12 protein-coding genes, 1 tRNA gene and 1 pseudogene are annotated in these 13,079 nt (G+C 76.1%); 8 read left to right on the top strand and 6 right to left on the bottom strand.

The genetic code is table 11. The features are described from left to right. Positions 1 to 210 precede the first annotated feature (210 nt). On the bottom strand, positions 211 to 594 hold the full coding sequence (locus Cph01nite_RS18585; protein ID WP_203676495.1) for a hypothetical protein: 384 nt from the start codon (positions 592 to 594) through the stop codon (positions 211 to 213). 12 nt (positions 595 to 606) lie between these two features. Beyond that, complete coding sequence (locus Cph01nite_RS19425; RefSeq protein ID WP_505661177.1) at positions 607 to 1,002, bottom strand: restriction endonuclease fold toxin-2 domain-containing protein; 396 nt, start codon at positions 1,000 to 1,002, stop codon at positions 607 to 609. On the opposite strand from Cph01nite_RS19425, the gene Cph01nite_RS18575 reads away from it, so the two are divergent. Then, the gene (locus Cph01nite_RS18575) at positions 894 to 2,045 is read left to right on the top strand and encodes a tyrosine-type recombinase/integrase (RefSeq protein WP_203676491.1); all 1,152 of its coding nucleotides are present in this window, start codon (positions 894 to 896) and stop codon (positions 2,043 to 2,045) included. The two genes, Cph01nite_RS19425 and Cph01nite_RS18575, sit on opposite strands and share 109 nt — an antisense overlap. Positions 2,046 to 2,128: 83 nt before the next feature. Here Cph01nite_RS18575 and Cph01nite_RS18570 read toward each other — a convergent pair. Further along, a tRNA-Ser gene (locus Cph01nite_RS18570) sits at positions 2,129 to 2,215 on the bottom strand. 86 nt (positions 2,216 to 2,301) lie between these two features. Between Cph01nite_RS18570 and Cph01nite_RS18565 the strand changes: the two genes are divergently transcribed. Beyond that, a complete protein-coding gene (locus tag Cph01nite_RS18565; protein ID WP_203676487.1) occupies positions 2,302 to 3,180 on the top strand; it encodes a Sir2 family NAD-dependent protein deacetylase in 879 nt (292 codons plus the stop codon). Between the two features lie 35 nt (positions 3,181 to 3,215). On the opposite strand, the gene Cph01nite_RS18560 is transcribed toward Cph01nite_RS18565, so the two are convergent. Then, the gene (locus tag Cph01nite_RS18560; RefSeq protein WP_373307606.1) at positions 3,216 to 3,716 is read right to left on the bottom strand and encodes a nucleoside deaminase; all 501 of its coding nucleotides are present in this window, start codon (positions 3,714 to 3,716) and stop codon (positions 3,216 to 3,218) included. A 104-nt stretch (positions 3,717 to 3,820) separates the two neighbouring features. On the opposite strand from Cph01nite_RS18560, the gene upp reads away from it, so the two are divergent. Both upp and Cph01nite_RS18550 read left to right on the top strand, forming a co-directional pair. After that, on the top strand, positions 3,821 to 4,456 hold the full coding sequence (gene upp, locus Cph01nite_RS18555) for a uracil phosphoribosyltransferase (protein ID WP_203676485.1): 636 nt from the start codon (positions 3,821 to 3,823) through the stop codon (positions 4,454 to 4,456). 303 nt (positions 4,457 to 4,759) lie between these two features. After that, positions 4,760 to 5,143 carry a hypothetical protein gene (locus Cph01nite_RS18550; protein ID WP_203676483.1) on the top strand — a complete coding sequence of 128 codons (384 nt, stop codon included), beginning with the start codon at positions 4,760 to 4,762 and terminating at the stop codon, positions 5,141 to 5,143. Positions 5,144 to 5,228: 85 nt separating this feature from the next. Here the strand turns inward: Cph01nite_RS18550 and Cph01nite_RS19275 are convergent, their stop codons facing one another. Continuing rightward, positions 5,229 to 9,215, bottom strand: a complete 3,987-nt coding sequence (locus Cph01nite_RS19275) for a sigma-70 family RNA polymerase sigma factor (RefSeq protein ID WP_203676481.1) — start codon at positions 9,213 to 9,215, stop codon at positions 5,229 to 5,231. Between the two features lie 334 nt (positions 9,216 to 9,549). On the opposite strand from Cph01nite_RS19275, the gene Cph01nite_RS18540 reads away from it, so the two are divergent. Together Cph01nite_RS18540 and Cph01nite_RS18535 are read left to right on the top strand one after the other, a co-directional pair. Next, positions 9,550 to 10,566 (top strand): hypothetical protein, encoded by a 1,017-nt coding sequence (locus Cph01nite_RS18540; RefSeq protein ID WP_203676479.1) that lies wholly within the window; start codon positions 9,550 to 9,552, stop codon positions 10,564 to 10,566. Between the two features lie 71 nt (positions 10,567 to 10,637). After that, the gene (locus tag Cph01nite_RS18535; RefSeq protein ID WP_203676477.1) at positions 10,638 to 11,390 is read left to right on the top strand and encodes an aminoglycoside phosphotransferase family protein; all 753 of its coding nucleotides are present in this window, start codon (positions 10,638 to 10,640) and stop codon (positions 11,388 to 11,390) included. 15 nt (positions 11,391 to 11,405) lie between these two features. On the opposite strand, the gene Cph01nite_RS18530 is transcribed toward Cph01nite_RS18535, so the two are convergent. Further along, positions 11,406 to 11,702 carry a DUF1540 domain-containing protein gene (locus Cph01nite_RS18530; RefSeq protein ID WP_203676470.1) on the bottom strand — a complete coding sequence of 99 codons (297 nt, stop codon included), beginning with the start codon at positions 11,700 to 11,702 and terminating at the stop codon, positions 11,406 to 11,408. A gap of 261 nt (positions 11,703 to 11,963) precedes the next feature. Here Cph01nite_RS18530 and Cph01nite_RS18525 point away from each other — a divergent pair, with 261 nt between their 5' ends. Both Cph01nite_RS18525 and Cph01nite_RS18520 read left to right on the top strand, forming a co-directional pair. Further along, on the top strand, positions 11,964 to 12,806 hold the full coding sequence (locus tag Cph01nite_RS18525) for a DUF4397 domain-containing protein (protein WP_203676469.1): 843 nt from the start codon (positions 11,964 to 11,966) through the stop codon (positions 12,804 to 12,806). Positions 12,807 to 12,829: 23 nt separating this feature from the next. Beyond that, positions 12,830 to 13,079, top strand: a pseudogene (locus Cph01nite_RS18520) (hypothetical protein); the annotation flags it as partial.

The raw sequence follows: 13,079 nt of genomic DNA, 5'->3' as shown, positions 1-13,079 counted from the left end.
GCGACCTGCTTGATCGGAGCATCCCCGCGGCGAGCCACGGCCACGACATCGTCGCGGAACTCCTTGGGATAGGGCCTGGGCACGGTGCACATCCTTCCAGCGGCGCCTGCGGCGCCACAGATGGGTGTCACCTACTCGTGCATCAGGCCCCCTCCCCGAACAGTCAGCCATGCGGAAGCACGGGGAGCTCACCAAGGTGCGAACGACGGACTACAGCACGTCACCCCGGGCTGCGAGCAGGTCTCGTGCCGTCATCCCGGGGTGCAACTCGACGAGCGTGTCCGCCCAGTCCGTCAGGACGACCGTGGAGCCGCCAGCGAAATCCGGAAGGCTGGTAATGACCGAGACGACCTGCGCGAGCGTCTCTGGCGTCCGCCAGTCGATGTCGAGCGCCTCCCCGGCCACGTCCACCTCGACCAGCGCGGCCAGTTCCTCGCCTTCCAGCACGGTGATCTGTCCCGCGGACAGCTCAGAGAGCCGACCGCTCACCCCGGCGAACGTGCTACGCGGCCAGGTCGCGCCCACCACGTCGAAGACGGCTGACGGGTCGAACCGGAAGTCACCGTCCGCGACGGCGACTACGGAGTTGGGCATCTTTCGAACCTCTCACGGGACGAGTCGGACGTAGCCTCGGAGCCCCAGAGCGATCATCCGATCCTCGAAGAACTTCGCCGCTACTGGACTGTTGGTGACGTACTCAATCACGCCGGTGTCCCCCATTCGGCTCGCCGCCTCGGCAAGGCGAAGGAGCCGCTTGTCCATGACGCGTGTTGCGACCTCTTCAAGCTTGCTGCCCACGGCCGGTTCGTAGAACGAGCTCGCCGATCCCGGTGCGACGTACTTGGCGTCACCTACCGCGCCGTACGTCGAGGTGAAGCCGAGGTCGCGGCCTGATGGGCAGGCCAGCGAAGGCCGCGCAGGTCGCGGGTGAGGTCTGGGTGAAGAAAGTCGACGGCGGCTACGTGGCCGGTACCTGGGCGCGCGACGCGGGCGGCAGGGCACGGCGACTGCAGCGGACCCGGACGTCCAAGGCCGCGGCGATGAACGCCGTCAGGGAGGCGGCGCAGACACTGCAGCCTCGCGCCGGCGAAGCCCCGGCGGACGAGCTGCATGGCGAGACGACCATCGGCCGACTCCTGGATGTCTGGCTGACCGAGCGCCTGCCCGACCTGCGCGACCAGAGCATCGTCACGTACCGCCACAACATCGCGGTGGCAGCACGCGCGGGCTTCACCGACCTGACCCTCGACGCGGCCACGACACCCGTGCTCGACCGCCTGCTCAAGGCACTCGCCGCGCAGCGGCCGGGCAACGCCCGCACACTCCGGTCCATCCTGCGCATGGCCCTTTCCCTGGCCGTCCGCCACGGCGCCGTCGACCGCAACGCTGCCGACCACACGGCAGCCATCCCCCGCGGGACCAAGCCGGTCCGCGCGCTCGACGACGACGAGCTGCGCCAGATGCTGGGCATCCTGCGCGGCGTCACCGAGCCGGTCGCGGCAGTCCAGGCCGCCTGCGTCCTACGGGTACAGCTCGCGACGGCGCTGCGAGTGGGCGAGGTCCTTGCGCTCACGTCCGCCGACGTCATGCTGGACGGCCCGATGCCCACGGTCACTGTCGGGGCGACCGTCGTCCCGGCATCGTCCCGCGGCCTCATCCGCCAGCCCATGGCGAAGAGCGCGGCCGGCCACCGTGTCGTGCCGCTGACCCGTGACGGTGTGGCTGCCCTGCGCGAGGCGGCTGCGCTCGGACTGGACCGCGGGCCCGACCGGCTCTGGTTCCCTTCGATGACCAGCGGACGGCTTCGTCAGCCCGGTGCCATCCGCACCGAGCTCACGCGCCTGGTCGAGGGTTCGGACCTGGCGTGGGTGACCACCCATACGATGCGCAAGACGACTGCCACGAGGGTCGCTCGTGCGTACGACGACGCGACCGCCGCCGCGCTCCTCGGCCACAGCGGCACGGCGACCATCCGCGCGTACGTCCAGCGGTCGCACCAGGCCCCGAACATCCGAGACGTGCTCGAAGTCGACGACGCAGAATGACGCAGTTCTTGGAGGGTATGTGGAGGGCCCCGAGTCTCAAATCAGCATTCCTGCTGGTCAGAGGCTCGGGGCCCTTCTCGCGGCGGTAGCGGTGGGATTTGAACCCACGGTGGACTTTCACCCACACACGCTTTCGAGGCGTGCTCCTTAGGCCGCTCGGACACGCTACCTCGGCGGCTCAGAGTACCCGCTCGGGGCCGTCGGACCCAATCCGCTCCGGCGGCGGCCCCGGGTGCGCCCGTCGTACCGTGGGGCGGTGAGCACCCCGCAGGCCGTCCCCGCCACCCGGGGCACGCTCGCGGACGTCGTCGCGCTGCTCGCCGGGTGCCGTCTGACGGTCCTGACGGGCGCGGGGGTCTCGACGGACTCGGGGATCCCCGACTACCGCGGCCCGGACTCCCCGCCGCGCACACCGATGACGTTCCAGCAGTTCGTCGGGGACGCGGCGTTCCGGCGGCACTACTGGGCTCGCAACCACGTGGGGTGGCGGCACGTGCACCGCACGCTGCCGAACCCGGGGCACCGCGCGCTGGCGGCTCTCGAGCAGCGGGGCACCGTGCACGGGGTGATCACGCAGAACGTCGACCTGCTGCACGAGGCCGCGGGATCCCGCAACGTCATCGACCTGCACGGCCGGTACGACCGGGTGGTCTGCCTGCGGTGCCACCGCGTCGTGCCGCGCGCGGCGCTCGCGGACCGGCTGGAGGCGCTCAACCCGGGGTTCGTCGAGCGGGTCGGTCAGGTCGCCGACGTCGAGATCGCCCCCGACGCCGACGCGGTCGTCGAGCAGACCGCCGACTTCCGGGTGCAGGACTGCTGGGGCCCGGACCCCGACGGCGGCGCCGGCCCGTGCGGCGGCGTGCTCAAGCCGGACATCGTGTACTTCGGGGAGAACGTGCCGCGCGAGCGCGTCGAGCGGGCGTACGCGATGGTCGACGCGGGCGACGCGCTGCTCGTCGCCGGGTCGTCGTTGACGGTGCACTCGGGGCGCCGCTTCGTCCGCCACGCCGCGCTGGCCGGCCGGCCCGTGGTCGTCGTCAACCGCGGCGCGACCCGTGGCGACGGGTACGCGACCCTGACGCTCGACGCGGGCACCAGCGAGACCCTCACCGCGCTGGCGGACCGCCTGCCCTGACGCCGCCGGGGCGCGCGGCGCTCGGTGCTCCGTGCTCAGCGGTGGGGGTGGAAGAAGTCGCGCAGCAGCGCCGCCGACTCCTCGGCGCGGACTCCCGGCACGACCTCCACGCGGTGCAGCGCGCGGCGGTCGCGCACCACGTCCCACTGCGAGCCGCACGCACCCGCCTTCTCGTCCCACGCCCCGAGCACGAGGCGCGGCACGCGGGCCTGCAGCACCGCCCCGGCGCACATCAGGCACGGCTCGAGCGTCACGACCAGCGTGCAGCCGTCCAGCCGCCAGCGTCCCAGCGCGGCGGCGGCCGCCCGCAGCGCGACGACCTCGGCGTGGCCCGTCGGGTCGCCGTCCGCCTCGCGGGTGTTCCGCCCCCGGCCGACGACGGCGCCGTCCGGCCCGAGCACGACGGCCCCCACCGGCACGTCGTCGCTCGCGAGCGCGGCCCGCGCCTCCGCGAGCGCCAGGTCCATCGCGGCCTCGTCCGCGGCGGTGGCGCTCGGTGAGGGGGCACCGACGACGACGTGCGGCTGCTCGGCCACGCGCACCTCCCCTCCCGGGCGCCTGCGTCGTGCGACGCACGCCACGCCGCCGCCCGCCGGGTGTCCCGGGCGACCGGGGGCATCCTCGCACTACCCTGACGGTCATGCGCCTGCACGTCGCGGACCACCCGCTCGTCGCCCACAAGCTCTCGGTCCTGCGGGACGCCAACACGCCGAGCCCCACGTTCCGCCAGCTCGTCGACGAGCTGGTGACGCTGCTCGCCTACGAGGCGACGCGCGACGTGCGCACCCGCGAGGTCGAGGTGGTGACCCCGGTCGCCACGACGACCGGGGTCAAGCTGGCGGACCCCAGCCCGATCGTCGTGCCGATCCTGCGCGCCGGGCTCGGCATGCTCGAGGGCATGACGCGCCTGCTGCCGACGGCCGAGGTCGGGTTCCTCGGCCTGCAGCGCGACGAGGAGACCCTCGAGGCGATCACGTACGCGAACCGCCTGCCGGACGACCTCACGGGCCGGCAGTGCTACCTGCTGGACCCGATGCTCGCGACGGGCAACACGCTCGTCGCCTCGATCGACTACCTGCTGCAGCGCGGGGCGCGCGACGTCACCGCCGTCTGCCTCATCGCGGCCCCCGAGGGCATCCGCGTGGTCGAGGAGTTCGTGGGGGACCGCGCGGACGTGCAGGTCGTGGTGGCCGCCGTCGACGAGCGACTGAACGAGAAGGCGTACATCGTGCCGGGGCTCGGCGACGCCGGGGACCGGCTCTACGGCATCGTCTGACAGGCGTCCCACGCGCCGGCCGCCACGCCGGCGAGGTCGGCCCCGGGCCGCTTCCGACGGCCACGGTTGCCCGTGGAAGCGATCCCAGGACCTGAGACGTGCCCGGTAACCCCTTGGGCTCGCACCGCCGCACGTGCCACGATCGTCCGGTGAGTCCCGAGACGTCCCGTGCGCGCGCCCAGCGCCGACGCGCGCATACGTTCGGGTGGTGTCCGCGCCGCTGTCGGTCCTGACCCGACCCCGCCGCCCCTCCCACCGACCGCTGCAGGCCCCGCCGCCGGTCACCCGAACCCGGAGTCACCCATGACCTCACCCGCACGGCTGCGTGGCCGACGCGCCGCCCTCCCGTCCGCACCTCCGCTCGCCCCCGCACCGCCGCTCGCTCCCGCCCCGGGACCGCGAGCGGGGTTCGTGCTCTACGTCAGCCTGCCGGACGACGAGCCGGGCACGCACCGGCCGCGCCCCTCGGCCACCCAGATCGCCGAGACCGCGGACCTCCTGCTCGAGCTCGCGCAGGACGCCCTGCCCGGCGCGGAGACCTACGCCGCGCTGTCCCTCGTGCCGGGAACCGCCGGCGACGTGCGCGACCTGGGCACCCGCCTGCCCCACCTCCGGCTGCTCGACCCGGTGGACGACACCCCGGCGAGCACCCCTGACGTCCTCAGCGGCTCGGGGGACGCCCGCTGAGGACACGCGCTGCCGGGCCGGTGCACGGGATCGGGGGACCCCGTCCGGCCCGGCAGCGCACCTCCCCCGCGGGGGGAGGCTCCCGCTAGCTGGCGGGTGTGCCCGACCCCGGGGGCGCGGTGCGCACGGTGACGACGCCGATGAGGTACTGGTCGCCCCCGGTGCTGGGCGTCAGCGTCCCCACCCCGGACGGCAGCGTGACCTCGGCGAACCCCTTGGCGTCGACACCCAGGGAGTTGGGGTACAGCCAGCCGGTCGCCGTCGAGTCGAAGGCGTTGCTCGAGGACCCGCCGTCGACGACGCGGCTGCCGTCCCAGCGCAGCGGCGTCAGCGGCCCGACGTCGGACAGGGTGAGCCGGTCGCCCGTCGTGCCACGGTCCCCGTCCCATGCGACGACGCCGATGCGGGTCCGCGCACCGGCCTCGCCGACGAACACGAACGCGGGCGCCGCGGTGGCCGTCCCGATCCACGCGCCACCCTGGTGGACGGTCACGGAGGCGACGTCGGCCGTCCCCGGTGCGGCCGTGGTGCCGTGCACGACGACCAGGGACCACCCGGCGTAGTAGCTGGGGTCCCGGTCGGTGCGGCCGGCGCTGACCGCCGCGTCGGCGAGCGTCCACAGGCCGCCTCCCCCACCCGCGACGACCTCGGTCACGTCGAGGGCCGCCTGGTAGTACCGGCGCCCGCTCGAGTCCGGGACCTGGATCACGGAGTCGGCCACCACGTCGGTCCACGTGCCGTCCGGTGCGCGCAGCCGCGCGGTGTCGAGCGGGCCGCTCCACGCGTCGCCGGACCCGCGGACGGCCGACCAGTAGAGGCCCGCCCAGACGACCGGACGGTCGACGGGGAGGTCGAGACGGGTCTGCGACGAGACGGGCACGCTCGCGCGGGGGCCGTCGGGCGGGACCTGGTCGAGCGGGCGCATGTCGAGGCCGTTGTTGTCGCGCTCCCGGTCGACGGCGGCGCACGGCCGGCCCGAGGGGTCCGCGCACAGCAGGAGCGGTGCGCCGACCTCGGTGACCTGCAGGTCGCCGACGCCCGACCACACGGGGGTGAGGTTCGCGGACGCCACGACCATCTGCGTGGTCGTGCCGACCGGCTGCGCACCGGTCGCGGTCACGCGGACGTCGACCGTGCCGCGGACGGCACCGGCCGCCCGGACCCGCAGCTGCACGGGCTCGACCACCCCGGCGGCCAGCTCCCCCAGCGCGCAGGTGACGACGGTGCCCGCAGCCGTGCACGCGCCCGTCCCGCTGCCGACCGTCGCAGGGTCGAGGGAGACCCCCGGCGGGAGGGTCACGGTGGCGCGGACGTCGGCGGCCGCCGCGGCCGGACGCGCGTCGTCCCGCTCCCCCGCGACCCGGACGACGAACGCGAGCGTCCCGCCGTTGAGGACGTCGACGACGGCGGCGGCGTCCGTCACGGAGAGCACGGGCTCGACCGCGGTGAGGGCCACCGTGCTCGCCTGGGCGGGACCGTCGGCGTCCGGGGCGGTGAGGGTGACCGTGACGTCGCCGACGGGCCCGACGGTCCCGACGGGCACGTCCACGGCGGCAGTGAGCGTCCCCGCGGCACCCGGGGCCGGCGTCGCCGAGCAGCTGACCGTGGCACCGCCTGCGGTGCACGCCCAGCCCTCGCCGCGGGCCTGCGCGATCGACGCGCCTGCCGGGGCCGCCAGGGTCAGGGTCGCGCCGGACGCGGGCAGGTCGCCGGTGTTCGCGACGCCGACCGCGAGGTCACGCGACGTGCCGGGGGCGACCTCGAGCGCCGCCGGCACCTCGACGGTCAGGACCGCCGGACGCACCAGCGTGTACGCCAGGTCGCGGGTCTCGGCCGGGCGGTGCGCGGCCGGGGACAACCGCACGGTCGCGGTCCCGGCGCCCGGGGCCGTCCCGCTCGGGCTGCTCAGGGTGAGGACGAGCGTGGAGGTCTCGAACGCCCCCAGGGTGGTGTGGCGGCACACGGTCCAGGTGCCGGCGGCGCGGCCGCACGCCCAGGGCGCCGCGGCGGTGGCGCTGACGCCGGCGGGCAGCTCGACCGCGACGACGGCGGGCTCGCCGCGGTCGACGGCGGTGCCGCCCGCGTTGCGGACGGGCAGGCCGAGCGTGCGGGTGCGGCCGACGACGAGCTGCACCTCACCGGGCATCTGCTCGCCGAACGCCAGGCGCGCCGGTGAGGGGGCGACGTTCACGACGATCGGTGCGGGCTGCCAGGTGCCGCCCGCACCGGAGATCCGCACGCGGACCGCCTCGTCACCGGAGGCCAGGTACGCCTCGTCGACGGCGACCTCGAGGCTGAGGACGGCGTCCTGCCCCGGGGCGAGCTCGCCCAGGGTGCACGTGGCGGCGTCCCCGATCCCGCTCGTGACGCACGACCACGCGGCGGCGTCGGCGCGGGCGAACCCGAACCCGACGCCCGCGGCGGGTCCGCCGACCAGCGTGAGGCCCGGCGGCAGGGCGACGTCCGCGACGAGCGACGCCGCAGGCTGCCCGCCGGCGTTGCTGACGGTGAGCTCGACGGCCTGACCGGCGACCCCGGCGGTGAGGACGATGCCACCCACGGGAGCCGCCACGACGACGTCGGCCGGACGCGGCGTGGGCGCCGGGGTCGGGACGGGCGTCGGGCCGGGGGTCGGCGCGGGTGTGGGCGCGACGGTGGGCTGGGCGGTCGGCGCGACGGTGGGCACGGCGGTGGGCGCGGCCGTCGGTGCCGACGTCGGCGCGGGCGGCGGGGGAACCGCACCCGGTGTCGACCCCGGACGGGCGGCCGGCGTGCGCGTCGTCGACGGCGTGGGGGTGCGCCCCGGACGGGCGGCGTCGTCCCCGCCGCCCGCGGCGGCGTCCGGCGAGGCGGACGGTGCGGTCGGCGACGCCGGGAGCGGCGCCGACGCGCTCGCGCCGGGAGAGGGTGTGGCCGTGGCGGTCTGCGACGCGCCGGACACGTCGGGCGTCGGGTCGGCGACGACGGCGTCCGGCCCCGCGAGCAGCTGCACGGCGCCGACGATCGCGGCGGCGACGACCACGACGGCGGCCACGGCCACGGCGATCGCACCGGCCGAGACGCCCGCGAGCACCCCGGCGGCACCGGCGGCCGCGCTCCCGGTGGCGACGCCGGCGGCGGCCGTCCCCGAGGTGACGGCTCCCGTGCCGGCCGCACCGGCGCCGGCCCCCGCACCGCCGGACGTCGCGCCCGCACCCGTACCGCCCGCCGCCGCCCCGCCCGGCTGGCCCAGGACAGCCGCACCCGCGGCGAGGCCACCACCCACGGGCAGCTCGTGGGCGAGCGCACCGAGCCCGAGCAGCCCCAGGACCAGGGGGGCGACGACGGCGCGCATGCCGTGGTTGACGTCCCCGAGCTCCAGGACCAGCGCCCGGCAGTCGCCGCACTCGTCGAGGTGCTGCTCGACCTGGCGGGTGTCCCGGGCACCCAGGCCCCCGCGCACGTGGGCGCCGAGCTTGCCGGCCACCGCGCGGCAGCCGTCGTCGAGCGGGTCCTGCAGGTGCTGCTGCAGGTACGCCTGCCGCAGGCCCTCGCGCGCACGGTAGGCCAGCGCGGCCGTGCTGTTGGCGGTGAGGCCGATGATCGGGGCGATCTGCGCGGGCGTCAGCCCCTCGACCTCGCTGTGCCACAGGACCTCGCGCCACCGCTCCGGCAGGGAGCGGAACGCCCGGGCCACGACGCTGCGCTCGAACCCGGCGAGCGTGGGCTCCTCGGCGGCCTCGACCGGGGTCGACGCGGTCTCGAGGGTCGCGACGTCGTCGGTCGGCTGGGTGCGGCGGCCCGCGGTGCGGTGCACGGCGGCGACGCGGCGCACGACCGTGAACAGGTACGCGCGGAAGGCGATCTCGGGACCGCCGCCGCCCAGCAGCGCGCGGTGGACGTTGGCGAACGCGTCGGAGACCACGTCCTCCGCGTCGGCGGCGGAGTCGGTGTACTGCCGGGCGACGACGAGCGCGGCGCCGGCGTGCCGCTCGTAGAGGTGGCCGTAGGCCGTGGCGTCACCTTCCCGGGTGGCGCGCAGGAGAGCGGCGTCATCCTCGATGACCCCGTGGCCGCTCCCGCCTGCTGTCACGCCGCGTCCCCGTCAGGTCGCCGTCGGGCCGTCGTCCACCCGGGCGGCCTCGCCGACACAGCCTGCCATATCCGACCGAAGGGATGAACAGGACGCTGCGTCCCGTGTAACCGGCCCCTGCACCCGGTGGGGTGAAGCGCTTGCGCAGGTCGGGGACGCGGACGACGACCCCGCGTGGCACCCCGACCGACCCCCGGCCGGACGGCGCGTGCGCCTGGTCGGGGCGCCGGGTGACCCGCCGCACCGGCCGGGCCGGAGGGGGGCGAGAGGGGCCGATCGGGTGAAAGTGTCGCGAACCGCGTCATGATCCCCCGGTCACGCCCTCCCTTCCTGTGTGACCACCAACATCGGCAAGGACGGGTACGCCCTCCCCGAGGGGCTGCGCGAGCGTTGGCGCGAGGAGAGCGTCGCGTCGGTGTGGCGCCGCCCCTCCGACTGGTACCACCCCGCGGTGGACGCGCTCGCCGTGGCCGTGCTCGCGGACAGCGACACCGCGTCGGCCGCGTTCGAGCTCGGCCGCGCCCGCGGCGAGCACGGTGTGGGCATCGGCGAGGCCCTCGACGACCTGGTCTGCCTCTACCGCTCGACGGGCCGGCCGCTGCCCCCCATGGACGCCGTCCGCGCGCTCAACGAGGGCTGGGCGGACGCGCAGGCGGTCCTGGTCACCACCGGGGCGTGCGTCGACCCCGAGACGGGCCTGCCCACGCAGCAGTACCTCGGGGTGCGGCTCGCCGAGGCGTACCTGGACGCGGAGCAGGAGGACGTCGACCCCGCCCTGCTGCACGGGATCACGGTCGTCGACGCCGCCGCGGGCCACGTCACGGGCATGATGCGCGCCGCGCGGTCCGCCGCCGTCGGCGCTGCGCTGCGCGAGGCCTTCGGCTCGGGCCACCCCATGGCGACCCTCGGCGGCGGCGTCTTCGCGGTCCTCACCCGCACCGACGACGACGTCGAGGGGAGCGTCGCCGACCTGCGGGCGGACATCGCGCGCCGTTGCGCCGACGTCGACGTGCGCGTCTCGGTGCGGCAGCCGGTGCGCGTGTGGGTGGAGCCGCTGCCCGAGACGCACGCCGACGCGCTGCAGCGCCTGGCGCAGCTGGCGCGGCCCGAGCCGTGGACCGGCATCCCCCGCCCGGCGGGCCCGTCCGACGAGCACCGCAGCGGACCGACCGCGGGGCGCCCCGTGCCGGGCGCCGCCGCGCCGGTGGGGACGACGCTGCCGCCCGGCGTGCTCACCGCGGACCTGTGGCCGTACGGCGCCGCGCCGGACGAGGCCCAAGGCCCCGGCCGTCACGCGGCGGACGCGTGGCCCACGGACGACCCCCCGGACCCGGCCGGCCCTGCCTGGTGACGCCCGGGCCGCGGGAGCCGCCGCACCGGATCCCGCGACAGGACGCCCCGAACGGCGTTACGGTCGATCCCATGCACCCCGGTGACGTGGTCCCGCAGGGCTCGGCGCCGCCCGCCGACGTTCCCGGCCCGCTGCTCGCCGAGGGCGCCTCGGCGGACGTGTACGCGCTCGACGACGCGCGCGTGCTGCGCCGGTACCGCGAGGGCCGTGACGCGACGCCCGAGGTGGAGCTGCTGCGCCACGTGCGCGACCACGGCTTCCCGGCGCCCGACGTCATCGACGCCGGCGGCTCCGACATCGTCATGACCCGCCTGCACGGGCCGACGCTGCTGCAGGCGCTGGGCGCGGGCGAGGTCACGCTCGCCGACGCCGCCCAGGTCATGGCCGACCTGCACGGCATGCTGCACGCCGTGCCCGCCCCCGCGTCGTGGCACCTGCCGCAGGACCGCGACTGGCCGCACCTGGGCGGCGGGCCCGTGGTCGTGCACCTCGACCTGCACCCGGGCAACGTCATCCTCACCGAGGACGGCCCGGCGCTCGTCGACTGGGCGAACGCCCGGGCGGGCACCCCGGAGCTCGACGTCGCGGTGACCGCGGTGCTCGTGGCCGAGGTCGCCGTCGACGCGGGCGGCGACTACTCGCAGGCCGCCCGCGCGCTGCTCGCCGCGTTCCTGCACGCGAGCGTCGTCTCCCCCGCCGGGGCCGTCGACGACGCAGCGGCGCTGCGTGCCGTCGCGCCCGTGCTGCTCCCGGGCGAGCGTGAGCTCGTCCCCGAGGCCGCGGCGCTGGTCCGCGCGATGCTCGACCTCACCGCGCAGGGCTGACGCCCGCCGGCCGCGTCAGCGCGCGGAGTAGGTGAGGCAGTCGGCGATGTCGTGGCCGGCGCCGATGCGCACGGACGGCGCGGCGCACTCGAGGTGGGAGTTGTGGGAGCAGTCCTGCCGCTGGCAGGCGCCGACGTGCGACACGACGCGGTCGAGGCCGCCCTTGACGCCCAGCGGGATGAACGTCGCGCACTGCGCGTCGCCCGTGCCACCGATGGTGACGGCCGCGGCGTGGCAGGACGAGTGGTCGTTGTACGAGCAGCCGGCGACCGAGCACTCGGCCACGGCGGGGAGCTCTGCGAGGGTGCTCATGGGGACCTCCGGGGGTGGGACCGGGACGTGCGGTCCCTCGACGCTAACCCCGCCGCCCGGATCGCGCCAGCAAGGCAGGACTGCCTCACCGCAGGTCAGGGCACCTTTTTACGCAACACCGCCGTTGCGCAAACCCCGCCGCGCCCACCTCCGCGAAAAAACTTCCCGCGAGGTGCATCCGGATCCGCACCTCGCAGGGAAGTAGGGGTGTCAGCACGTCCTCGCCCGCCACCGTGCGGGCCCCACGGAAGGACCACCACGATGCGCGCACGACTCGTCTCCGGTACCGCTGCCGGCGCTCTCGCACTCGGTCTCGTCGCCTCGTTCGCGGCGCTCCCGGCGGCTGCGGCCACCGGCAGCTCCGCCAAGCTCTCGGTGCTGCACGGCGTCCCGGACCTCACCGTCGACGTCTGGGTCAACGGCGAGCGGACGCTGGACGACTTCACGCCCGGCACGCTCGCGGGCCCCCTCGAGCTGCCCGCCGGTACGTACACGGTCGCCATCACCGCGGCCGACGCCGCGGACGCCTCGTCGCCGGCGATCGGTCCCGTGGACCTCTCGCTCGCCGCCGGTGGCAACTACACGGCCGTCGCGCACCTCAGCGCGTCCGGTGACCCGACCGCCACGCTGTTCACCAACGACACCAAGGCGACCGCGGCCGGCCAGGGACGCCTCACGGTCCGCCACGTCGCGGCCGCCCCCGGCGTCGACGTGCTCGCCGGCGGCAGCGCCGTCGTGTCGAACCTGACCAACCCGAACGAGCAGACGCTCGACCTGCCGGCCGGCACCGTCTCGGCGTCGGTCGTCGCGGCCGGCACCACCGAGCCCGCGCTGCTCGGCCCGGCGGATGTCCGCGTCACCGAGGGTGCGCTCACGGTCGTCTACGCGTGGGGCTCCGCCGAGGCGGGCAACCTCGCGCTGGCGACGCAGACGGTCTCGGGTCTGCACTCCGGCCCCGCGGGCGTCCAGGCCGGCCAGGTCGGCCTCGCCTCGGAGCGCTCGACGGTGCTGCCGGTCGCGCTGACCATGCTCGTCGCCGCCGGGCTCGCCGGCCTGGCCGTGGCCGGGCGTCAGGTGGCCCAGCGCGCCACGTCGCGTCGCTGACCTCCCCCGTCAGGAGACGCACCGTGAGGCGTGACGTGCCCGGCGACCGACCCGCCCCTGCCGGTCGGCCGCCGGGCGCGCCCGCCGCCCGCCGCCGCGTGCGCACCGCGCGCGCGGCGGCGCTGGTGGCACTGCTCGCCCTGACGGGGGCCTGCGGCTCGGCCTCGGCCGACGCACCCCCGGCGGCGAGCCCGACCGCGTCCGTCGCCTCCCCGACCCCGCCGCCGCCGGGGCCCGCCGTCCCCGACGTCCCCGTCGTGGACGCGAGCCTCG

Source organism: Cellulomonas phragmiteti (genome assembly GCF_016862775.1).
Taxonomy (GTDB): Bacteria; Actinomycetota; Actinomycetes; order Actinomycetales; family Cellulomonadaceae; genus Cellulomonas; species Cellulomonas phragmiteti.
Note: the sequence above shows the minus strand (reverse complement) of the source record. Positions and strands in the feature narration are given on the sequence as shown.

Bases quoted from the DNA above. Each gene is read 5' to 3' on its own strand.
- Cph01nite_RS18585 (WP_203676495.1), bottom strand. From the start codon at position 594: ATGCCCAACTCCGTAGTCGCCGTCGCGGACGGTGACTTCCGGTTCGAC.
- Cph01nite_RS18575 (WP_203676491.1), top strand. From the start codon at position 894: ATGGGCAGGCCAGCGAAGGCCGCGCAGGTCGCGGGTGAGGTCTGGGTG.
- upp (WP_203676485.1), top strand. From the start codon at position 3,821: ATGCGCCTGCACGTCGCGGACCACCCGCTCGTCGCCCACAAGCTCTCG.
- Cph01nite_RS18550 (WP_203676483.1), top strand. From the start codon at position 4,760: ATGACCTCACCCGCACGGCTGCGTGGCCGACGCGCCGCCCTCCCGTCC.
- Cph01nite_RS18535 (WP_203676477.1), top strand. From the start codon at position 10,638: ATGCACCCCGGTGACGTGGTCCCGCAGGGCTCGGCGCCGCCCGCCGAC.
- Cph01nite_RS18530 (WP_203676470.1), bottom strand. From the start codon at position 11,702: ATGAGCACCCTCGCAGAGCTCCCCGCCGTGGCCGAGTGCTCGGTCGCC.
- Cph01nite_RS18525 (WP_203676469.1), top strand. From the start codon at position 11,964: ATGCGCGCACGACTCGTCTCCGGTACCGCTGCCGGCGCTCTCGCACTC.